The sequence below is a fragment of the Pseudomonas sp. SG-MS2 genome (assembly GCF_009933855.1).
Lineage (GTDB): Bacteria > Pseudomonadota > Gammaproteobacteria > Pseudomonadales > Pseudomonadaceae > Aquipseudomonas > Aquipseudomonas putida_E.
Window position 1 is genome coordinate 1 of sequence record NZ_MOMO01000193.1, and the last position, 22365, is coordinate 22365.

24 protein-coding genes are annotated in these 22365 nt (G+C 58.9%); 19 read left to right on the top strand and 5 right to left on the bottom strand.

What is annotated here, in order from left to right:
• From BLX42_RS16380 to flhB, 19 genes are all read left to right on the top strand, one after another.
• A partial coding sequence (locus BLX42_RS16380; protein ID WP_161872178.1) for a sigma-54 dependent transcriptional regulator occupies positions 1-1240 on the top strand: 1240 nt, incomplete at its 5' end.
• Between the two features lie 140 nt (positions 1241-1380).
• Positions 1381-1713, top strand: a complete 333-nt coding sequence (gene fliE / locus BLX42_RS16385) for a flagellar hook-basal body complex protein FliE (protein ID WP_012315525.1) — start codon at positions 1381-1383, stop codon at positions 1711-1713.
• A gap of 15 nt (positions 1714-1728) precedes the next feature.
• A complete protein-coding gene (gene fliF, locus BLX42_RS16390) occupies positions 1729-3507 on the top strand; it encodes a flagellar basal-body MS-ring/collar protein FliF (protein ID WP_012315524.1) in 1779 nt (592 codons plus the stop codon).
• Positions 3500-4519, top strand: a complete 1020-nt coding sequence (fliG, locus tag BLX42_RS16395) for a flagellar motor switch protein FliG (protein WP_012315523.1) — start codon at positions 3500-3502, stop codon at positions 4517-4519. The genes fliF and fliG overlap by 8 nt, the downstream gene beginning before the upstream one ends.
• Positions 4520-4637: 118 nt before the next feature.
• Entirely contained in the window at positions 4638-5402 is a 765-nt protein-coding gene (gene fliH, locus BLX42_RS16400; RefSeq protein ID WP_012315522.1) for a flagellar assembly protein FliH, read from the top strand.
• On the top strand, positions 5392-6750 hold the full coding sequence (gene fliI / locus BLX42_RS16405) for a flagellar protein export ATPase FliI (protein WP_125924737.1): 1359 nt from the start codon (positions 5392-5394) through the stop codon (positions 6748-6750). The genes fliH and fliI overlap by 11 nt, the downstream gene beginning before the upstream one ends.
• Before the next feature lie 6 nt (positions 6751-6756).
• Positions 6757-7209 carry a flagellar export protein FliJ gene (fliJ, locus tag BLX42_RS16410; protein WP_012315520.1) on the top strand — a complete coding sequence of 151 codons (453 nt, stop codon included), beginning with the start codon at positions 6757-6759 and terminating at the stop codon, positions 7207-7209.
• A gap of 77 nt (positions 7210-7286) precedes the next feature.
• Positions 7287-7592 (top strand): STAS domain-containing protein, encoded by a 306-nt coding sequence (locus tag BLX42_RS16415; RefSeq protein WP_012315519.1) that lies wholly within the window; start codon positions 7287-7289, stop codon positions 7590-7592.
• Between the two features lie 5 nt (positions 7593-7597).
• Complete coding sequence (locus tag BLX42_RS16420; protein ID WP_161872179.1) at positions 7598-9292, top strand: fused response regulator/phosphatase; 1695 nt, start codon at positions 7598-7600, stop codon at positions 9290-9292.
• 57 nt (positions 9293-9349) lie between these two features.
• The gene (locus BLX42_RS16425) at positions 9350-9688 is read left to right on the top strand and encodes an Hpt domain-containing protein (RefSeq protein WP_080952083.1); all 339 of its coding nucleotides are present in this window, start codon (positions 9350-9352) and stop codon (positions 9686-9688) included.
• A gap of 72 nt (positions 9689-9760) precedes the next feature.
• The gene (locus tag BLX42_RS16430; RefSeq protein WP_046785349.1) at positions 9761-11068 is read left to right on the top strand and encodes a flagellar hook-length control protein FliK; all 1308 of its coding nucleotides are present in this window, start codon (positions 9761-9763) and stop codon (positions 11066-11068) included.
• 122 nt (positions 11069-11190) lie between these two features.
• Positions 11191-11688, top strand: a complete 498-nt coding sequence (gene fliL, locus BLX42_RS16435; RefSeq protein WP_039601488.1) for a flagellar basal body-associated protein FliL — start codon at positions 11191-11193, stop codon at positions 11686-11688.
• A gap of 9 nt (positions 11689-11697) precedes the next feature.
• Positions 11698-12666, top strand: coding sequence for a flagellar motor switch protein FliM (gene fliM, locus BLX42_RS16440; protein WP_012315514.1), 969 nt, complete (start codon positions 11698-11700; stop codon positions 12664-12666).
• Between the two features lie 47 nt (positions 12667-12713).
• The gene (gene fliN, locus BLX42_RS16445) at positions 12714-13178 is read left to right on the top strand and encodes a flagellar motor switch protein FliN (RefSeq protein WP_012315513.1); all 465 of its coding nucleotides are present in this window, start codon (positions 12714-12716) and stop codon (positions 13176-13178) included.
• Positions 13179-13634 (top strand): flagellar biosynthetic protein FliO, encoded by a 456-nt coding sequence (gene fliO, locus BLX42_RS16450; protein WP_046785348.1) that lies wholly within the window; start codon positions 13179-13181, stop codon positions 13632-13634.
• On the top strand, positions 13634-14401 hold the full coding sequence (gene fliP, locus BLX42_RS16455; protein WP_012315511.1) for a flagellar type III secretion system pore protein FliP: 768 nt from the start codon (positions 13634-13636) through the stop codon (positions 14399-14401). The genes fliO and fliP overlap by 1 nt, the downstream gene beginning before the upstream one ends.
• 21 nt (positions 14402-14422) lie before the next feature.
• A complete protein-coding gene (gene fliQ / locus BLX42_RS16460) occupies positions 14423-14692 on the top strand; it encodes a flagellar biosynthesis protein FliQ (RefSeq protein ID WP_012315510.1) in 270 nt (89 codons plus the stop codon).
• Positions 14693-14699: 7 nt separating this feature from the next.
• On the top strand, positions 14700-15476 hold the full coding sequence (fliR, locus tag BLX42_RS16465) for a flagellar biosynthetic protein FliR (protein WP_012315509.1): 777 nt from the start codon (positions 14700-14702) through the stop codon (positions 15474-15476).
• Positions 15477-15478: 2 nt separating this feature from the next.
• Positions 15479-16621: a flagellar biosynthesis protein FlhB gene (gene flhB / locus BLX42_RS16470; protein ID WP_161872180.1), complete on the top strand. Its 1143-nt coding sequence runs from the start codon at positions 15479-15481 to the stop codon at positions 16619-16621.
• 155 nt (positions 16622-16776) lie between these two features.
• Here flhB and BLX42_RS16475 read toward each other — a convergent pair whose 3' ends face one another.
• The 5 genes from BLX42_RS16475 to BLX42_RS16495 all read right to left on the bottom strand — a co-directional run.
• On the bottom strand, positions 16777-17691 hold the full coding sequence (locus BLX42_RS16475; RefSeq protein WP_012315507.1) for a D-alanine--D-alanine ligase: 915 nt from the start codon (positions 17689-17691) through the stop codon (positions 16777-16779).
• 1 nt (position 17692) lies between these two features.
• Entirely contained in the window at positions 17693-18853 is a 1161-nt protein-coding gene (locus BLX42_RS16480; RefSeq protein ID WP_161872181.1) for a cysteine desulfurase family protein, read from the bottom strand.
• Positions 18854-18863: 10 nt separating this feature from the next.
• On the bottom strand, positions 18864-19742 hold the full coding sequence (locus tag BLX42_RS16485; RefSeq protein WP_161872182.1) for an LPD16 domain-containing protein: 879 nt from the start codon (positions 19740-19742) through the stop codon (positions 18864-18866).
• A gap of 36 nt (positions 19743-19778) precedes the next feature.
• On the bottom strand, positions 19779-20945 hold the full coding sequence (locus BLX42_RS16490; protein WP_125924753.1) for a PLP-dependent transferase: 1167 nt from the start codon (positions 20943-20945) through the stop codon (positions 19779-19781).
• A gap of 1 nt (position 20946) precedes the next feature.
• Positions 20947-22365, bottom strand: a 1419-nt coding sequence (locus BLX42_RS16495; RefSeq protein ID WP_161872183.1) for a B12-binding domain/radical SAM domain-containing protein, incomplete at its 5' end; no start/stop codon positions are given.

Here is a 22365-nt window from a genome sequence, read left to right on the forward strand (position 1 = left end):
GTACAGCCTGGTCATCAGTGACGTGAACATGCCGGGGATGGATGGGCATCAGTTGCTGGCGCACCTGCGCCGCCAGTACCCGCAATTGCCGGTGCTGCTGATGACCGCTCACGCTGCCGTGGAGCGCGCTGTCGAGGCGATGCGCCAGGGCGCTGTGGACTACCTGGTCAAACCCTTCGAGCCCAAGGCGCTGCTGAGCCTGGTCGAGCGCCATGCCGCCGGGCGCCTGAGTGCGGTCGAGGACGAAGGGCCGGTGGCCAGCGAGCCTGCCAGCCGCCAATTGCTGGAGCTTGCTGCACGTGTGGCCCGCAGCGATTCGACCGTACTCATCTGCGGTGAGTCGGGCACCGGCAAGGAAGTGCTTGCGCGGTACATTCACCAACAGTCGCCGCGTGCAGCGCAGCCATTTGTCGCGATCAACTGCGCGGCCATCCCGGACAACATGCTCGAGGCGACCTTGTTCGGTCACGAGAAAGGAGCCTTCACCGGCGCCATTGCGGCGCAGGCCGGCAAATTCGAGCAGGCCGAGGGTGGCACCTTGCTGCTCGACGAGATTTCCGAAATGCCTCTGGGCCTGCAGGCCAAGCTGTTGCGTGTCTTGCAGGAACGTGAGGTCGAGCGGGTAGGGGGGCGCAAGCCGATTGCCCTGGACATCCGCGTGCTGGCAACCAGCAATCGCGACATGGCCGGTGAAGTGGCGGCCGGGCGGTTCCGCGAAGACCTGTTCTATCGCCTGTCGGTGTTCCCGTTGGCCTGGCAGCCGCTGCGTGAGCGTGCCGGTGACATCCTGCCGCTGGCCGAGCGCTTGCTGGCGCGGCATGTGGCGAAGATGAAGCATGCGCCGGTGCGCCTGTCTGCTGCGGCGCAGGCCTGCCTGCAGGCCCATGCCTGGCCAGGCAATGTGCGTGAGCTGGACAACGCCTTGCAGCGGGCGCTGATCCTGCAGCAGGGCGGGGTGATCGAGGCGGCGGATTTTTGTCTGGCCGGCGCCATTCCCTTGTCGGCGGTTGCACCAGCCGCGGCGTTGCCCGTGGCGGTCGAGCCGGCAGGTGAGGCCGGTGGCCTGGGCGATGACATGCGCCGCCATGAGTTCCAGATGATCATCGACACCTTGCGCGCCGAGCGCGGTCGCCGCAAGGAGGCTGCCGAGCGGCTTGGCATCAGCCCGCGTACCCTGCGCTACAAGCTGGCGCAAATGCGCGATGCCGGGCTCGACGTGGAAGCCAGCCTGTACGGGTGAGCTACACGCTACAAGCAAGCGCAAGAGCACCGCAGCCTGGCTTGAAGCTTGAAGCTTTCAAAGGCTGGCACTGTTGTTGCTTAGAGAGGCTATCCGCCGCATGAGTGTCAAAAAAATGCGGCCGCCGGAGAGAGAAGTTCATGAGCCAAGGTGTTGAATTCAATCGTCTGATGCTGGACATGCGTGCCATGCAGGCCGATGCCATGTCGCTGCCAAAAGCCACTGCTGCCCCCGAATTGGCAGAAGGCCAGAGCAGCTTCGCTGACATGCTCGGCCAGGCCATCGGCAAAGTGCACCAGACCCAGCAGGCGTCGACCCAGCTCGCCAATGCTTTCGAGATCGGCAAGAGTGGTGTCGACCTGACCGACGTGATGATCGCCTCGCAGAAAGCCAGCGTTTCCATGCAAGCGCTGACCCAGGTACGCAACAAGCTGGTCCAGGCGTACCAGGACATCATGCAGATGCCGGTTTGAGGACGGAAGTAAGTCATGGCTGAAGCAGTCGTCGATAACGCCCCCGCCAAAAGTGGCCCGCCAGCGTCCAAACCGCCGCTGTTCGGCATGGCGTTTCTGGAAAACATCTCGCAGATGCCCATGCTGCGTCAGGTCGGCCTGCTGGTCGGGTTGGCGGCGAGCGTGGCGATCGGCTTCGCCGTGGTGCTGTGGTCGCAACAGCCGGACTACCGCCCGCTGTATGGCAGCCTGGCGGGCATGGACACCAAGCAGGTCATGGATACCCTGGCCGCTGCAGACATCCCCTACAATGTCGAGCCCAATTCCGGTGCTCTGCTGGTCAAGGCCGACGACCTCTCCCGTGCGCGCCTGAAACTGGCAGCCGCCGGCGTTGCGCCAAGCGACGGCAATGTTGGCTTCGAACTGCTCGACAAAGAGCAGGGCCTGGGTACCAGCCAGTTCATGGAAGCTACCCGTTACCGTCGCAGCCTGGAAGGCGAGTTGGCCCGTACGGTCTCCAGCCTGAACAACGTCAAGGCGGCGCGCGTGCACCTGGCGATCCCGAAAAGCTCGGTGTTCGTGCGCGATGAGCGCAAGCCAAGCGCCTCGGTCCTGGTCGAACTGTACCCGGGCCGTTCGCTGGAAGCCGGCCAGGTGATGGCGATCGTCAACCTGGTCGCCACCAGCGTGCCCGAGCTGGACAAGTCGCAGGTCACCGTGGTCGACCAGAAGGGCAACCTGCTCTCCGACCAGTTGCAGGACACGGCGTTGACCATGGCTGGCAAGCAGTTCGACTACAGCCGCCGCATGGAAGGCATGCTCACCCAGCGTGTGCACAACATCCTGCAACCCGTCTTGGGCAACGACCGTTACAAGGCCGAGGTGTCTGCCGACCTTGACTTCAGCGCAGTGGAGTCCACTTCCGAGCAGTTCAACCCGGACCAGCCGGCGTTGCGCAGCGAGCAGTCGGTCAACGAGCAGCGCGCCAGCAGTTCGGGGCCGCAAGGTGTGCCGGGCGCGCTGAGCAACCAGCCGCCGGCAGGTGCCGCAGCGCCTGAAAACGCCACCGCCGCAGCCCCTGCTGCCGGTGCCATCCAGCCTGGCCAGCCGCTGGTGGATGCCAATGGCCAGCAGATCATGGACCCGGCCACCGGCCAGCCAATGCTCGCGCCATACCCGGCCGACAAGCGTCTGCAGACCACCAAGAACTTCGAACTGGACCGCTCGATCAGCCACACCCGCCAGCAGCAGGGTCGCCTGACCCGTCTGTCGGTGGCGGTAGTGGTCGATGACCAGGTCAAGGTCGACGCCGCCGGCGAGACCACCCGTGCGCCGTGGGGCGCCGAAGACCTGGCGCGCTTCACCCGCCTGGTACAGGACGCCGTTGGCTTCGATGCCAGCCGTGGCGACAGCGTGACGGTGATCAACGTGCCGTTCGCCGCCGACCGTGGCGAAGAGATCGCCGACATCGCGTTTTACCAGCAGCCTTGGTTCTGGGACATCGTCAAGCAGGTGTTGGGCGTGGTGTTCATCCTGGTACTGGTGTTCGGCGTGCTGCGCCCGGTACTCAACAACATCACTGGCGGCGGCAAGCAGGCTGCTGCAACGGACAGCGACATGGAGCTGGGCGGCATGATCGGTCTGGATGGCGAACTGGCCAACGACCGCGTCAGCCTGGGTGGCCCGACAAGCATTCTGTTGCCAAGCCCAAGCGAGGGTTACGAGGCACAGCTCAACGCAATCAAAGGCCTGGTGGCCGAAGACCCGGGCCGTGTCGCCCAGGTCGTGAAAGAGTGGATCAACGCCGATGAGTGATAACCGAGCCGTTACCGCCAAGCTGAGCCGCACCGACAAGGCGGCAATCCTTTTGCTCTCGCTGGGTGAGACCGATGCCGCCCAGGTACTGCGGCACATGGGCCCCAAAGAAGTGCAGCGGGTCGGTGTGGCCATGGCTCAGATGGGCAACGTGCACCGCGAGCAGGTCCAGCAGGTGATGAGCGAGTTCGTCGAGATCGTCGGCGACCAGACCAGCCTGGGCGTAGGATCCGACGGTTATATCCGCAAGATGCTCAACCAGGCCCTGGGCGAGGACAAGGCCAACGGCCTGATCGACCGCATCCTGCTGGGCGGCAACACCAGCGGCCTGGACAGCCTCAAGTGGATGGAGCCACGGGCGGTGGCGGATGTGATCCGTTTCGAGCACCCGCAGATCCAGGCCATCGTGGTCGCCTACCTCGACCCCGATCAGGCTGGCGAAGTGCTGAGCAACTTCGACCACAAGGTGCGCCTGGACATCATCCTGCGCGTTTCGTCGCTCAACACCGTTCAGCCTGCCGCGCTCAAGGAACTGAACCAGATTCTCGAGAAGCAGTTCTCGGGGAACTCCAATGCCGCACGCACCACCCTGGGTGGCATCAAGCGCGCCGCCGACATCATGAACTTCCTCGACAGCTCTGTGGAAGGTGCGCTGATGGACTCGATCCGCGAGGTCGACAACGACCTGTCGGAGCAGATCGAAGACCTGATGTTCGTCTTCAACAACCTGGCCGATGTCGACGACCGTGGCATCCAGGCGCTGCTGCGCGAAGTGTCCTCCGATGTGCTGGTGGTGTCGCTCAAAGGTGCCGACGAGCGGGTCAAGGACAAGATTTTCAAGAACATGTCCAAGCGTGCTTCGGAACTGCTGCGCGACGACCTCGAGGCCAAGGGCCCGGTGCGCGTCAGCGACGTGGAAACGGCGCAGAAGGAAATCCTCACCATTGCCCGACGCATGGCCGAGGCCGGCGAGATCGTGCTCGGCGGCAAGGGCGCCGAGGAAATGATTTAAGCGGCAAGCCACAAGCTGCAAGCTACAAGGGAAAGCCAGACGCTGCACAGCCTGCTTCTTCTTGCAGCTTGCAGCTAACAGCTTGCAGCTCATCCCGCTTTCAACACCAGGCATGCCAATGTCCAGCAAAGAAACTCACCCCAGCGACCTGATTCGTGCACGTGACCTGGAAGGCGTCGATGTGTGGGCACTGCCCAGCTTCGACCCTGAGCCGGAACCGGAGCCGGAACCGGAACCCGAAATCATCGAGGAAGAGGTCGAGGAAGTGCCGCTGGAGGAAGTCCAGCCACTGACCCTTGAAGAGCTCGAAGCGATCCGGCAGGAGGCCTACAACGAAGGTTTCGCCACCGGCGAGCGTGAGGGTTTTCACAGCACCCAGTTGAAGGTGCGACAGGAGGCTGAGGAGGCGCTCAATGCCCGGCTGGCTGACCTGGAACAACTGATGGCACACCTGCTCGAGCCTATTGCCGAGCAGGACACACAGATCGAGAAGACCCTCGTTCATTTGGTGGCGCACATGGCGCGCCAGGTGATCGGTCGCGAACTGCGCAGCGACTCCAGTCAGATCACCCAAGTACTGCGTGAAGCGTTGAAGCTGCTGCCCATGGGTGCGGACAATATCCGCATTCACCTCAATCCTCAGGATTTCGAGCTGGCCAAGGCCCTGCGCGAACGCCATGAGGAGAGCTGGAAGCTGCTTGAGGATGACGCCCTGTTACCCGGGGGGTGCCGCATCGAGACCGCGCACAGCCGCATCGACGCGACCATGGAAACCCGTATCGAAAAGGCCGTGGCCCAGCTGTTCGACCAGTTGCACGACCAGTCCCTGCACCCGGCGGCGCCGGATGTATCGATCGAGTTGGGCGCCAACGATGCGCCTTGACCGCACCAGCTTCGGCAAACGCCTGGGTAGCTACGCCGAGGCGATCAAGCTGCCCGTGCAGCCGGTGGTCGAAGGCCGCCTGCTGCGCATGGTCGGCCTTACCCTGGAGGCCGAGGGGCTGCGCGCCGCAGTGGGCGCACGCTGCCTGGTGATCAATGACGACTCGTACCACCCGGTGCAGGTCGAAGCCGAAGTCATGGGCTTTGCTGGCAGCAAGATCTTCCTCATGCCGGTCGGCAGCATCGCCGGTATCGCGCCCGGGGCGCGGGTGGTGCCACTGGACGACAGCGGCCGTTTGCCCATGGGCATGAGTATGCTCGGCCGGGTGCTCGATGGCGCCGGTCGCGCCCTGGACGGCAAGGGCGGGATGAAGGCCGAGGATTGGGTGCCGATGGACGGCCCGATCATCAACCCGCTCAACCGCGACCCTATCAGCCAGCCACTGGACGTGGGCATTCGCAGCATCAACGGCCTGCTCACCGTCGGCCGGGGCCAGCGCCTGGGCCTGTTCGCCGGTACCGGTGTCGGTAAGTCGGTGTTGCTCGGCATGATGACTCGCTTCACCGAAGCCGAAATCATCGTGGTTGGCCTGATTGGCGAGCGGGGCCGCGAGGTGAAGGAGTTCATCGAGCATATTCTGGGTGAAGAGGGGCTCAAGCGATCGGTGGTGGTCGCATCCCCGGCCGACGACGCGCCGTTGATGCGTTTGCGCGCGGCCATGTATTGCACGCGCATTGCCGAGTACTTCCGCGACAAAGGCAAGAACGTCCTGTTGCTGATGGATTCGCTGACCCGTTTTGCCCAGGCCCAGCGTGAAATTGCCTTGGCAATCGGCGAGCCGCCCGCTACCCGTGGTTATCCGCCATCAGTGTTCGCCAAGCTCCCCAAGCTGGTGGAGCGCGCCGGTAACGGTGAGCCGGGTGGTGGCTCGATCACGGCCTTCTATACCGTATTGTCCGAAGGTGACGACCAGCAGGATCCGATTGCCGACTCGGCGCGGGGCGTGCTCGATGGCCACTTCGTCTTGTCCCGGCGGCTGGCCGAGGAAGGCCATTACCCCGCTATCGACATCGAAGCCTCGATCAGCCGGGTAATGCCCCAGGTGGTCGATGCCAATCACCTGCGCCAGGCGCAAAAATTCAAGCAGCTGTGGTCACGCCTGTCGCAAAGCCGCGACCTGATCAGTGTTGGCGCCTATGTGGCAGGCGGCGATCCGGAAACCGACCTGGCCATTGCGCTGCAGCCAAAACTGGTGGACTTCCTGCGCCAAGGGCTGGATGAAAATGTCGGTATGGACCAGAGTCGACAGCAGTTGGGGGCGATCTTCACGCCTCCGGCGAACGGTTGATAGGCCATGAGTACGCCTAGCCGTGCCGCGCGTCTGGCGCCAGTGGTGCAGATGGCCGAGGAGGCCGAACGCAAGGCAGCCCAGCGGCTGGGGCACTTTCAGCAGTTGGTGGCTCAGGCCCAGGCCAAGCTGGCTGAGCTCGAGTCGTTTCGTGAGGGTTACCAGGCGCAATGGATCGACCGCGGTGGCCAAGGCGTCAATGGCAGCTGGCTGGTCAACTACCAGCGCTTTCTGGGGCAGCTTGAAACGGCCATGACCCAGCAGCGCCAAAGCCTGACATGGCACCAGAACAACCTGAAGAACGCCAGGGGCACCTGGCAGCAAGCCTATGCCCGGGTAGAGGGCCTGCGCAAACTGGTGCAGCGTTACCTGGAAGAGGCGCGGCGCGCCGAGGACAAACGCGAGCAGCGCTTGCTGGATGAATTGTCACAGCGGTTGCCAAGGCAAGGCCACATCTAGCTTGCAGCTTGCAGCTCTGCCCCCCGCCTGCTAAACCTTGAACTGTTGCATTCGCCATCATCGAAGGAATCGCTAGCATGGCAGTCGAGACTGATTTTTCGCAGGACGAGAAAAAGCTGACGATCAAGATCAAAGGCCGCTTCGATTTCGGTAAGCATCAGGAGTTTCGCGATGCCTACGAGCGCCAGCCCAAGCGCCCGGACTCGGTGGTGGTCGACCTCAAAGACACCACTTACCTGGACAGCTCCGCCCTCGGCATGTTGCTGCTGCTGCGTGATCACGCCGGTGGCGATGAATCGGACGTGCGCGTGGTGCATGCCAGTTCAGATGTGCGCAAGATCCTTGCCATCTCCAATTTCGACAAACTGTTCGCTATCAGTTGAGCGTCATGACGCCGGCCGAACAGCCGTTGACTGTGCTGGTGGCCGAAGACGGGGCCACGGATAGGCTGTTGCTGGCCAAGATTGTCCGGCGCCAGGGGCATCACGTGTATACCGCCGAAAACGGCCAGCAGGCCGTTGAGCTGTTTGCCGAAAAGCGCCCGCAGCTGGTTTTGCTCGATGCCCTGATGCCAGTCATGGACGGTTTCGAAGCTGCGCGGCAGATCAAGGCACTGGCCGGCGAGGCCCTGGTACCGATCATCTTTCTTACCTCGCTCAACGAGGAAGAGGCCTTGGTGCGCTGCCTGGAGGCCGGTGGTGACGACTTCATGGCCAAGCCCTACAGTGCGGTGATCCTTGGTGCCAAGATCCGCGCCATGGATCGCCTGCGCAGGTTGCAGGCCACGGTGCTGGAGCAGCGTGACCTGATCACCCGGCATCACCATCACCTGCTCAACGAGCAGCGGGTGGCCAAGGCAGTGTTCGACAAGGTTGCCCATTCTGGCTGCATCACGGCGCCGAACATTCGGTACCTGCAGTCGCCTTACGCGTTATTCAACGGCGACTTGCTGCTGGCCGCGTTCACTCCATCCGGCGACATGCATGTACTGCTGGGTGACTTTACCGGGCATGGGCTACCCGCTGCAGTCGGTGCCATGCCCCTGGCAGAAGTGTTCTACGGCATGACTGCCAAGGGCTACGGCCTGGCGCAGATGCTGCGCGAGATGAACGCCAAGCTCAAGCGCATCCTGCCGGTAGACATGTTCTGTTGCGCGCAGCTCCTCAGCCTGAGCGTGCAGCGCGGCTCGGTGGAGGTCTGGAACGGTGGCATGCCGGATGGTTACCGGCTGTCGGCCGGCGGCGAGGTGCTTTCCATGCTGGGTTCGCGCCACCTTCCGCTGGGCATCCTGGCGCCGGAGCGCTTCGATGACAGTACCGAGGTGTTGCCGCTGGCGCCGGGGGAGCGGCTGCTACTGCTGTCCGATGGCGTTGTGGATACAGCCGACGAAGCGCAGACGTTGTTCGGTGTCGAGCGCTTGCGCGCGGTGCTGGCGGCCAATCGTGACCCGGCGCGGCTTTTCGACGAGGTGATGGAGGCGCTGGAGCGCTTCGGCGGGCGCCCCAGGGATGACATCAGCCTGTGCGATATCCGCATGTTTACTGCGCAGGAGCGGGTGCCGGCCCCAACCATCTATTCTGATAGTGGGCGCTCCAGCCCGCTGGACTGGTCGCTGGGCTTCGAGTTGCGCGGTGAGAGCCTCAAACGTTTCAACCCGGTGCCGTACCTTGTGCAGTTGCTGCAGGAAATCCACGGTTTGCGGCCCCGCACCGGCGCCCTGCACAGCGTGCTAAGCGAGCTGTATTCCAATGCGCTGGAGCACGGTGTGCTGGGCCTGGATTCGCGGCTCAAGCGCGATGTGCATGGGTTTGCCGACTATTATCAGGAACGCACCCGCAGGCTCGGTGTGTTGACCGAGGGCAGCGTGCGCATCGATCTGAAGGTGGAACCGATGGCTGCAGGCGGTCGTCTGATGATCGAAGTTCGTGACAGTGGTGCTGGGTTCGATGTGCAGCGGGTGCTGGCGCGTCCTTCCCGTGAGCATGGATTGAGTGGTCGAGGGTTGCACCTGGTACGGCGCCTTGGTAGTAGTGCCGGGTGGCGGGACGGTGGTCGTTGCGCATGGGTGCAGTTCGATTGGTGAGCTGTTTGGCGCTTGAGGCATAATTCTGCTTGATCAAGGAGTGAGCAAGTGACTGACATGCATATTGATCACAGGGTGCTCAGTGAGCTGCAGGAGGTCATGGAAGATGGCTACCTGCAACTGCTGGAAACCTTTCTGGAAGACTCCGGGCGGCGTCTTGAGGAACTTCATGGCGCCAGGAACGCCGATGAGTTGGGCGTGGCTGCGCACAGTTTCAAGGGCAGCAGCAGCAACATGGGTGCGGTCGGGCTGGCGCAGCTTTGCCATCAGTTGGAGGAGCGGGTCAAGCAGCGCTCGCTGCATGGCGTAGAAGAGCTGATCAACCGCATCGACCAGGAGTATCTTGAGGTGCAGCGTTTCTATCAGGGCGAGCGCAAGCGGGTTTCCGCAGGCTGATCGGCCAGTTGGCTCGACTTTTGCCTGTATGTGCCTGAACGATACCTTTGTTTCTGGCGCGGAGACCCTTCAATGCCTGTCGCACCTAATCCTTTGTTGCAAACCAGTACGCTGAGCAAGCCGTCGCGTGCGGGTGCCTCGCAGGTGGACAAGCCGCTGCAGGCCTCGGGCGGGCAGGGCAGCGGCTTCGATCAGGTCATGGCCAAGCAGGGCAATGACAAAGCGCCGGTACGCGATGACAAGGTTGCCCAGGCCAAGCCCAAAGACAAACCCGAGGTCGCCCACGGCGGCAAGAAAGAGGCGGCCGACAAGCCGGCGGTTGCCGATGACGGCAATAAGTTGCCAGCTGACGATCAGGCGCAAGCCGGTGCCGATAGTGCGCCTGGCAGTGAATCGACCTCGCTGGACGCCAGCCTGGTGGCGGGCCAGGTGACCGATGCGCAGCCGGGGGCGCAGTTGCTGCAAGCCCAGGCTGAAGCCGTGGCGCCGGTGCTTCAGGCAGCGGTCCAGTTACCGCAAGCCCCGACAACTGAAGAGCTGCCCGAGGACCCGGCAGCGCAGGCCTTCGACCCTGATGCCGACCCATTGGCCAACTTGCCGACCCTGCGCCTGGCGCTGGAGCAAACTGCCCAGGCCAAGGGCACGACCTCGGCCCACGCCGCCGATCCTTCCCAGGCCGGCGCCGAGGATGGTCAGCCAGCCGTCAATCCCTTGGCGACCTTGATGGACAAGGTCGAGGCTGAGGCAGGGCAATCGGAGAGCGGGGACAAGGCGTTTGGTGCGTTGCTCGAAGATGGCCTCAAAGACACCAAGAGCGCCTCCACTGACACCCGAATCGACGATTTCGCCAACCGCTTGGCGAGCCTGACCCAGGCTGCCACGGCCAAGACGGCCAATGCCGTACCGGTGACCGGCAATCCGCTGCACCAGCCGTTGCCGATGAACCAGAACGCCTGGGCCGAAGGTTTGGTCAACCGCGTCATGTACCTGTCCAGCCAGAACCTGAAGTCGGCGGACATCCAGTTGGAGCCGGCCGAGCTTGGCCGCCTGGATATCCGCGTCAACGTGGCGGCCGACCAGGCCACCCAGGTGACCTTCATCAGCGGCCACGCGGGCGTGCGTGATGCGCTGGACAGCCAGGTGCATCGCCTGCGTGAACTGTTTGCCCAGCAGGGGCTGGCGCAGCCGGACGTCAACGTGGCTGACCAGTCGCGCGGGCAGCAACAGCAAGCCCAGCAGGACGGTTCACAGCTGTCCGGCGTTGCCGCACGGCGGGCGCAGAATGGCGGTGGTACCGAGCAGGGTGAGCTTGCCGATGCCTCACGGCCGGTGGAGCAGCAGGTGGTCGTTGGCGACAGTGCGGTCGATTTCTACGCGTGAGTTGCTGATGGCCCTTTCGCAGGCGATAGGGCCGGTACAGGCAAAAATTCCCAATCTGGCATAACACTTGCTCAAGCCACGTCATCCTCATTTGAAACCCCGATGGACGACGGATTATTGGCATGGCGAAGAGCGACGCAGTGAAAGACCCCGCCACTAAAGGCAAACTCAAGCTGATCCTGCTGTTGGTGCTGGCCCTTCTGCTGGCGGTCGGCCTGTCGGTAGGCGCGACCTGGTTCTTCATGCACAAGAGCGAGTCGGCGCCCGCGGCCGACCCGGCAGCGGCCAACGTCAAGCCGGCGGCGATCTACGAGCCCCTGGCGCCGGCCTTCGTGGTCAACTTCAACCAGAACGGCCGCCAGCGCTACATGCAGGTGAGCATCACCCTGCAGGGCCGCAACCAGGCCGACCTTGATGCCCTCAAGGTGCATATGCCGGTGATCCGCAACAACCTGGTGATGATGTTCTCCGGGCAGGGCTTCGACACCTTGGCCGCCAGCTCCGTGGGCCAGGAAATGCTGCGCCAGAAAGCCACCGCAGTGGTTCAGGAAGTGGCGCAAAAGGAAGTCGGCAAGCCGGTGATAGACCAGCTGCTGTTCACCAATTTCGTATTGCAGTAGGAGTCCGCAATGGCCGTACAGGACCTGCTGTCCCAGGATGAGATCGACGCCCTGTTGCATGGCGTCGATGATGGGCTGGTACAGACCGAGAGCGCTGCCGAGCCTGGCAGCATCAAAAGCTACGACCTGACCAGCCAGGATCGGATCGTGCGGGGGCGCATGCCGACCCTCGAAATGATCAACGAACGTTTCGCCCGCTACACCCGTATCAGCATGTTCAACCTCCTGCGCCGCTCCGCCGACGTGGCGGTTGGGGGTGTGCAGGTGATGAAGTTCGGTGAGTACGTGCATTCGCTGTACGTGCCGACAAGCCTCAACCTGGTCAAGATCAAGCCGCTGCGCGGCACTTCGCTGTTCATTCTGGACGCCAAGCTGGTGTTCAAGCTGGTGGACAACTTCTTCGGTGGTGACGGTCGTCACGCCAAGATCGAAGGCCGCGAGTTCACCCCCACTGAGCTGCGGGTTGTGCGCATGGTGCTGGACCAGTGCTTCATCGACCTCAAGGAAGCCTGGCAGGCGATCATGCCGGTCAACTTCGAGTACATGAACTCCGAAGTCAACCCGGCCATGGCCAACATCGTCGGGCCGAGCGAAGCAGTGGTGGTGTCGACCTTCCATATCGAACTGGACGGTGGCGGCGGCGACCTGCACGTGACCATGCCCTACTCGATGATCGAGCCGGTGCGCGAAATGCTCGATGCCGGTTTCCAGTCCGACCTGGACGACCAGGACGAGCGCTGGGTGAAGGCCCTGCGCGAAGACGTGCTGGACGTTTCCGTACCGCTCAGTGCCACGGTTGCCCGCCGCCAACTCAAATTGCGCGATGTGCTGCACATGCAACCGGGTGACGTGATCCCGGTGGAGCTGCCGGAGCACCTTGTGCTGCGTGCCAATGGCGTACCGTCGTTCAAGGCGCGCCTGGGTTCGCACAAGGGCAACCTGGCGCTGCAGATCATCGACCCGATCGAACGCCGCTGACGGCGTGCCGGTCGCTCACTACGAATTGAATGCCTGTCGAGGACATCATGGCTAACGAAAACGAGATCACCTCCCCGGAAGACCAGGCCCTGGCCGATGAATGGGCGGCGGCGCTGGAAGAAACCGGTGATGCCGGCCAGGCTGACATCGACGCGCTGCTCGGTGGCGACGGCGGTAGCGCCGGTGCCGGCCGGTTGCCGATGGAAGAGTTCGCAAGCTCGCCACGGCCGAAAGAAAACGTCAGCCTGGAAGGCCCGAACCTGGACGTGATCCTGGACATTCCGGTGAACATCTCCATGGAAGTGGGCAGCACCGAAATCAACATCCGCAACCTGCTGCAGCTCAACCAGGGCTCGGTGATCGAGCTCGACCGCCTGGCCGGCGAGCCGCTGGATGTACTGGTCAATGGCACCCTGATCGCCCACGGCGAAGTGGTTGTGGTCAACGAGAAGTTCGGCATCCGCCTGACTGACGTGATCAGCCCCAGCGAACGTATCAAGAAGCTGCGCTGAGTGAAGGGCACGATACGGGCTGTCACGGCCCTTGCCGCGCTGCTCGCCAGCGAAGTGGTGATCGCCGCTGCCGCGCCGGCCGTGGTGGCCACGCCGCCAGCTGCGGCGCCCGGCAGCCTGGGTGGGCAGCTGGCGCAAATGGTGCTGGGCTTGCTGCTGGTGGTGGGCCTGATCTTCTTCCTGGCCTGGTTGCTGCGCCGTATGCAGGGCGCGGCACCCAAGGGTGGCCAGGTGATCGAAGTGATCGGCAGCCGCGCCATCGGCCCGCGTGACCGGCTGTTGCTGGTGCAGGTCGGCAAGGAGCAGATCCTCATCGGCCATACCCCAGGCAGCATCGAGGCCTTGCATGTGCTGGCCGAGCCCGTGGAAGTGCCTGCCAGCGCCCGCCAGGCGACGCCGGAGTTTGCCCAGCGCCTCATGGAGCTGATGGGCAAGGATCATAAGGACAAGAAGTGATGAGCGGCGCGCTACGTACCCTGTCGGGCCTGTTGTTGATGCTGGCGCTGCTGCTGGCCGCGCCGTTGGCCTTGGCCGCCGACCCGCTGTCGATCCCGGCCATTACCTTGTCCAACGGCCCGGACGGGCAGCAGGAATACTCGGTCAGCCTGCAGATCCTGTTGATCATGACGGCGCTGAGTTTCATACCTGCGTTCGTCATCCTGATGACCAGCTTCACCCGAATCATCATCGTCTTCTCGATCCTGCGCCAGGCCTTGGGCTTGCAGCAGACACCGTCGAACCAGGTGCTGACCGGCATGGCGCTGTTCCTGACGATGTTCATCATGGCCCCGGTGTTCGACCGGGTGAACCAGGATGCACTGCAGCCGTACCTTAAGGAGCAGATGACCGCCCAGCAGGCGATCGACAAGGCCCAGGGGCCGCTCAAGGACTTCATGCTGGCGCAGACCCGGCAGAGCGACCTGGACCTGTTCATGCGCCTGTCCAAGCGCACCGATATCGCCGGGCCTGATCAGGTACCGCTGACCATCCTGGTGCCAGCGTTCGTCACCTCGGAGCTCAAGACGGCGTTCCAGATCGGTTTCATGATCTTCATCCCGTTCCTGATCATCGACATGGTGGTCGCCAGCGTGCTGATGGCCATGGGTATGATGATGCTGTCGCCGTTGATCATCTCGCTGCCGTTCAAGATCATGCTGTTCGTTCTGGTCGATGGCTGGGCGCTGATCATGGGCACCCTGGCCGGCAGTTTCGGCGGCGTCTGACGCCGTCAAGGAGAGCCTTGCATGACCCCTGAAGTTGCCGTCGACCTGTTCCGCGACGCCCTGTGGCTGACCACGCTGATGGTGGCCATCCTGGTGGTGCCGAGCCTGCTGGTCGGCCTGGTGGTGGCGATGTTCCAGGCCGCCACGCAGATCAACGAACAGACCCTGAGCTTCCTGCCGCGCCTGCTGGTGATGCTGGTGACACTGATCGTCGCCGGGCCGTGGCTTACGCAGAAGTTCATGGAATACATCACGGGCCTGTACACCAGCATCCCGCAGCTGATCGGTTGAGGCTGCCATGCTGGAGCTGACCGACGCACAGATCGGCACCTGGGTCGCCACCTTCATCCTGCCGCTGTTCCGGGTGACCGCGGTGCTGATGACCATGCCTATCTTCGGTACCCGCATGCTGCCGGCGCGCATTCGCCTGTACGCGGCAGTGGCCATTACCGTGGTGATCGTGCCAGCGTTACCGCCGTTGCCTGAATTCGACCCGCTGAGCTTGCGCGGCCTGTTGTTGTGCGGTGAGCAGATCATCGTCGGGGCGTTGTTCGGTTTTTCGTTGCAGTTGCTGTTCCAGGCGTTCGTCATCGCCGGGCAGATCATCGCGATACAGATGGGTATGGCCTTCGCATCGATGGTCGACCCGGCCAACGGCGTAAACGTGGCGGTGGTCAGCCAGTTCATGACCATGCTGGTGAGCGTGCTGTTCCTGGTGATGAACGGCCATCTGGTCGTGTTCGAGGTGCTGACCGAAAGCTTTACCACCTTGCCGGTGGGCAATGCGCTGGTGGTCAACCACTTCTGGGAGATGGCCGGGCGCCTTAGCTGGGTATTTGGTGCCGGTCTGCTACTGATCCTGCCGGCAATCGCTGCGCTACTGGTGGTGAACATCGCCTTTGGCGTGATGACCCGCGCCGCACCGCAGTTGAACATCTTCTCTATCGGTTTCCCGCTGACACTGGTGCTGGGTATGGGCATCTTTTGGGTGGGCCTGGCCGATGTTCTTTCCCACTACCAGGCATTGGCCAGCGAAGCGCTGCAATGGCTGCGTGAACTGGCGAGGGCGCGCTGAGCATGGCTGAGAGCGAGAGTGGTCAGGACAAGACAGAAGACCCCACCGACAAACGCAAGCGCGACGCGCGCGAAAAAGGTGAGATCGCCCGGTCCAAGGAGCTGAACACGGTGGCGGTGACCCTGGCGGGTGCCGGCGGTTTGCTGGCGTTCGGTGGGCACCTGGCCGAGACGCTGCTGGAAATGATGCGCCTCAACTTCAGCCTGACCCGTGAAGTGATCGTCGACGAGGGTGCCATGGGCGCCTTCTTGCTGGCCTCGGGCAAGATGGCGATCTGGGCAGTGCAGCCGGTGCTGATCTTGCTGTTCGTGGTGGCATTCATTGCGCCCATCGCGTTGGGCGGCTTTCTGTTCTCCGACAGCCTGCTGCAGCCAAAATTCAGCCGCATGAACCCGCTGGCGGGGATCAAGCGCATGTTCTCTATGAATGCCCTGACCGAGCTGCTCAAGGCCGTTGCCAAGTTCGTCGTCATCCTGGTGGTGGCGTTGGTGGTGCTGGCCAACGACCGCCAGGCGTTGCTGGCGATCGCCAACGAGCCGCTGGACCAGGCGATCATCCATAGCGTCCAGGTGGTGGGGTGGAGTGCATTGTGGATGTCGGCGGGGCTGTTGCTGATTGCCGCAGCAGACGTGCCGTTCCAGCTTTGGCAGACGCACAAGAAGCTGAAGATGACCAAGCAGGAGGTCAAGGACGAGTACAAGGACAGCGAAGGCAAGCCTGAGGTCAAGCAACGGATTCGCCAGTTGCAGCGCGAGGTGTCGCAGCGGCGCATGATGGCTGCCGTACCCGATGCGGATGTGATCATCACCAACCCGACCCACTATGCCGTGGCGCTGCAGTATGACCCCGAGAAGGGTGGGGTGGCACCGCTGCTGCTGGCCAAGGGTACGGATTTCATTGCCTTGAAAATTCGCGAGATCGGGGTCGAGCACAAGGTGCAGATTCTAGAGTCGCCTGCGCTGGCGCGTGCGATCTACTACTCCACCGAAGTCGAGCAGGAGATTCCCGCAGGGTTGTACCTCGCGGTGGCGCAGGTGCTGGCGTATGTGTTCCAGATCCGTCAGTACCGGTCCGGCAAGGGCAAGCGGCCGGAGCCGTTGAAGGAAGATCTGCCGATACCGCCGGATTTGCGGCGTGATAGCTGATGGCGGGGACTGTACGCCGTTGAGTTTTGAGGTTGTCGAGATCGAACGCCGCCTGCGCGGCGCTTAATCTCAACCACATGATTAATAGATTCCCACCTGAAAAGATCACCAACAACACCGCGGAGCCGACGGGACGAAGTTTTCTTGGCCTCAGGTCAGCAGTATTGGCTAGGTTCCAAGTTATTTAAGAGAAGTACTAATTTATCAAATTCGATGCCATGCTGCTGGCATGCCTTAGGAAAAAGACTGTGGCTTGTCAGTCCGGGGAGCGTGTTGAGTTCAATAAGGTATGGCTCGGTGTTGTGGATGATGAAGTCTGCCCGAAAGTAATCAAGCTCAAGTGCCTCGGCGATAGCAAAGCAATAGTTGTTGAGTTGTTGGTGGGTAGTCCTGTCCAAGGTGGTGAGGGTGGCAGTCGTCTTGCTGGATATGAATTTTGCTTCATAAGAGAAGAATTCACTTTCGAATGCAAGTGAATAGATAGGTAGCGTGGCTTTGTTGAAATAGCACACAGATAGCTCCGGCCCACTTATGAATTCTTCTACTAAAACTCCGGTGTGGAATTGTGCTGCTGCGTTGATCGCATCCTGGAGGTCTGTTTCGAGATCGCGGACCAGCGATACGCCGAAGCTACATCCCTCACGGTTCGGTTTGACAATACAGGGTGTCCCTAGTTGCTCATTGATTTTCTCAACACAGAGGTCGTCACCCCTCCTCGAATAGAGATAGTTTGCGACATTGATTCCTAGACCCATTGCAATATGTTTTGTTAGAAGCTTGTTCATGCAAATTGCGCTGGTTTGTGGGGAGGGCCCATTATATGGGATGCCTTGCCCTTCTAAATATGCTTGTGCCATCCCGTTTTCGCCGAAGCCGCCATGAAGCGCCAAGAAGACTCTAGTAAATTTGGCAAGGTCTAAACGAAGCAATTCTCTATAGTCCGATATGGTGAAGATCTCATGGCGGATTTGAGAAATTTCTAACGATTGTGAGACAGCTTGGGAAGTTTGAAGAGAGACCTCCCGCTCCGAGGAGTCTCCGCCCGTTATAATTGCGATATACTCATTCATTTCATTTGTTCCTATTGTTTAGCTGGGTAAGCTGCAGCACTGTTTGTGAAAGCGACTCTGCGCCTTTTCGAACGGTTTTGATATCCATGTCGCTGGTAAAGGAAAAGCGGATCGCGCTATTGGCTCTTATTGCGTCGTGCCCAATGCCAGTGATGACGTAAGAGGGGGCAAGATTGTTAGAGTTGCAGGCGGAGCCGGAAGAGATGCAGACGTTTCTCAAGCAGCTGATCAAGGTTTCTGAGCGGATCGCGGGAAGGGAAATATTCAAGATGTGAGGTGTTGATACGTTGTCTGGAGAGTTAATTACGTAAGAGATCTGATGCTTGTTTAGTGTTTCAAGGATTGCATCTCTCAGTTGTTTCGCTGCAGCCCATGAGGCAGGGTAATCCTTGCTCTTTAATCGGCGTGCCGCAGCACCGAATCCGGCGATCAGTTGAGTGGGAAGTGTTCCGCTGCGGAGTGAAGATTGACCGCCGCCAAATGTTAGAGGGCGCAAACGAGACATACAAGATGAAGAAACATAGAGCGCGCCTATGCCCTTGGGGCCTTCAATTTTATGGGCTGAAATCGAAGCGCAATCCACGCCAAGTTGTTTCACGTTTATAGGAAGTTTGCCGAGAGCTTGAGCGGCATCGATATGGAACAATGCATTTGATTTTTCTAATGCCTTTTTTATTTCTATAAGGTTTTGAAATGTACCTATTTCAGAGTTTACGTAGGATATGGAAAGTAGTGATGTATTGGTATCCAGCAGACTGTGTAGGTGGGGTAAATTGACACGGCCGTTTGAATCGACTTTCATTCGTCGTATTTCTACGTTGCGCTTTTCCAATTCTTCGGCGGCTAAAAGGCTGGATTTATGGTCAATGGGGCAGATGATTATATTGCTGTTTGAGTCGGGTGGGGCGCTCCCAAGAATCGCGATGTTATTGCTTTCTGTGGCGCCTGATGTGAAAATTATTTCAGCTGATGTGCAGCCTATTAGCTCAGAAATATGTGAGGCGCTTTCAAGGATGGCGCTCCGTGCAAGTCTGCCTAAAATGTGTGTGGAGGAGGGATTTCCGTAGTTAGATTTATTGAATTTGATCATTTCTTTTATGACATCATCGGCGCACGGAGTAGTGGCTGCTGCATCTAAATAGATTAATGAGTTCGATGGCATGACTGGTCTCTCAAGTTCTATAGGTGGCGATGTGGATGCCTTTGCTATATATATAATCGGTCGTAAGCTCCCCACTACCTCCCAGGTCTGCCACCAATACGCTTAACGGTTCGAAGTCGTAAAGTGAAAGGGCGATTTCGACGCCTTTTCTTATGGGGGCGTGGCATTCATTTGGGGCGAGAAGAATCAAAAGTCGAGCGCCTGCTCTGTAGGCTTCGGAAATCATCTCAGTTATTTCACCTGCGCAGCCAGTCATCCCGCAACTGACCAGCGGTAAAGAGGTACCAGAAGCGTCAGTGAATGAGATTTCGGACATGTCTGGTTGCTCTGGAATATATCGTTTCGCGAGTTTTCCTTGCTTTACCAGTCGTGAAGCCTCATTTTGAAAACGGTTCTTCAACCAGGTCTCAGGGAAGCAAAGTGCGTGTCTGCGGCTGCATGTAATATTTTGGGTGGTGACGATTGAGGAAGAGTTAAGATGCGCAAGGTAGCTTCTTGGAAGTTCCTTGAAGCTATTGTAAAATTCGGTCCTGTAGTCGCAAGCCGAATCGCCGCTTGGGACGTATTGCCAGTCGTTAATTAAAAGGAGCAGTTTCGCGTTTTTGTTGTTGCTCACTATATGGTGTTCTGCGAGCTCTATTGCTAATTTCCAAGAGTAGGTGGGAAATATGCCCACCCGTTGTTTGACTTGTGATTTCAATAGGGGGTCTTGTATGTCTTCGAAAACGCCGGGCGCTAGTCGATCACTCTGCTTGTCATAAAATAGCATAAAGTGGCCGGCCATAATGTGAACGGAATCTGAGGGGGAGGCATTCATGAAGCTGAAAATGTTGTTTTTAAGCTCATCTTCGCTGAATGCGAAGTTTTCATGTGTTGTTATTTTGTGCATGACTTATCCTTGCAGGCGATGCTGCGGTTGGAATGACTAGTGGGTGAATGCGTTAGAAAGGTCGCGAATTAACTCATCTGGATCTTCAAGGCCGAGGTATATCCTTGCGCATTCACTGTTAATACCTAGTCGTTTTGCTGATGGCATGTTTTGAGTATCAATAATATTAATGATGCTTATTGCACCGCCCCATCCGTAGCCTATCTTTATTACGTTTAGGCGGTTTAGGCGAGATATCAGTTCGTCACGAGAGCATGAAAACTCAGCGGTGAGTAGGCTGTTGAATCCAGTGATCATGGAGTTTTGTAGGTGGAGCTCAGTGTTCTGGAGAATGGGATGTATCACTTGTTTTAAAAGGGGCATTGGCTGGAGGCTTCGAAGCACCTTGCGAGTTGTGCTCATTTGGAACGATAGGCGAGCGCCCAGTGTGCTAATTGATCGAATTGCTGCTGAGCAGGCTTGTGAGCTCACATGGTTGCCCATTAGTGCGGATGTGATTTTCAAGTTTAAATACAAATCTTTTCGCTTAGTTGTTAGTGCTCCGAGAGATATGCCCTCTATCGCCCCGTGGTATTTGCTCATTGATATCAAGCTGATATCCGCGCCGAGTGATAAGGGGTGGTGAAATACTGATGCTGCCCATGTGTTGTCGGCGACAATTAACGCTGGATGGTCGTGTCGTGATTTGACAATTGCTCGAATATCCATGACCTCATACATGAATGCGCCGGGGTTTTCAAAAATGATTAATTTTGTCTTTAGGGTTAATTTGTTTTTTAGAGTGGCGGCGTCGTTGGGTGTGAAGTATTCAATTTTTACGCCTATCTTTTCAAAGTAAGTCAGCAGCCACTGTGTGGAGTAAACGGTGGTGTCTCCAGCAAGTACGTGATCACCTGGTTTTACAAATGTTGATAGCAGTAGGTTGAAGGCGGATTGCCCGGAGGGTGTTAAGACTGCGAATTTGCCCTTTTCAATGCTGGCCACCCGCTGAGAGAGTTGGCGGGTCGTTGGAGTATCAACGCCGCCATAGTACAGGCCATTGAAAAGATCGTTGTCTGTATCTGCCAGGCTTTCCTCATTGATAGGTGGCAGCTGATCAAAGCTGTCAACTAAATAGCTGGTGCACTCCATAGCTGGCGTTTGTGTTGATTGGATTTCTCCTACAGGGAATAGGCCAACCTGTGCCAGTTTGCTAAGCGTCATCTCAGACATCGATTGCCTCGAACTCATTGAGGAGATGGATTATTTCTTTAACTTCGCTAGTCTGAGGTGGAGAGACATTGGGTAAAGGGTACTCGTGGGAGGCTTCACCGAATCTGTGGAAATATTCAAGCAGTTCACCTTCGGGAGTGCCCCAGCGTAAGTAATTTTCATTTTCGCTTTCGCGGCAACTCCGCAGGGGGTGCTGGACTGCCCAGTTTGCGCTTAGGGCAACAGGCTGTCCGGTCTCCCGCTTAAGCGCTATGAGACCATTCAGTAAACTTCGGCGGCTGGTATGCGCTTCACCCAAGCCAAACAGTAATGCGCACCCGCAATCGATGTGGTTTGCTGCCATAAAGTCCAGAGCTTGTATGAATCGGTCTTTCCACGTTCGTTTTTTGCCGTCAACGTCTTTGCTCATACCTCCAATTTCTTGTGGTTCAAGCGTTTCGAGCCCGATGAAGACATACCTCAGACCACATTTGGCTAGCCGTTGAATTAAGTCCTTTTTTCTAAGAATCTGATCAATCGTGAATTGGCCACCAAAAATGATTTCTAGCGGGTCTTTCTCAAGCAATTGACATAATTGAGTAATTGCGACTGGGCTGCCGCTAAGGAGTATCGAATCTTCGACGAATGCACTTGCTCCCTTGTTGGGATGATCTTGCTTTACTGCGCTAATTGTCTCTTTGAGTTGGTTATACAGTCGTCGTGGGGCGCCTTGAATTTCTTGAATGTTTCCAACAATGCTCCGGCGCTCACTGCAGAAAGTGCAGTCATAGATGCACCCAGGACCAGTATCGCTAAAAATATGTGAGGTCATGCGTCCTTGGAAAACATCAAACGAAGCGGTAACCCCAAACGTACCGACTACCGAGGGCAGTTCGTCGTGCTGCAGGGGGTTGCCATCACTTACAAGTGTTTTATCGATACGCGGGAAGTCAGCGATCCATCGCCCTTCGGTTTTCGTATCCAGATTTTCTGCAATGAACGTCGTAGGGTTATGATTGGAGCGACTAAAAAGCTCTCCGATCTCTGCAATCAACTTTTCCGCTTCGCCGGAAATTATGACGTCGAAAAGTGGGGGGATCTCAAGCTCTCTAATAAGGCGCCCCGGCGAGGCTCGATGGTGTTTGACAACGGAAGGTGATCTTCTTCTTTCGTCAGAAAGGTAGATCGTTTCATTTATATGTCGCCCACCCAGTATGATGAGTGCTCTATCGCCGAGCATCTTTCTTGCGAGTTTTGCACATTTCACTGCACCAGGCATGCAGAGCGTCATGGCACCAATGAACAGAATATTGGGAAGAGATACTTGTATTAAATTTTCGAGACGATGCATGTCATCCAGTGAGTACATGGAGTGCGATCCATGAACCCCACCTATCACATGATGGGGCAGCAGGTTACCGTGGCATCTCTG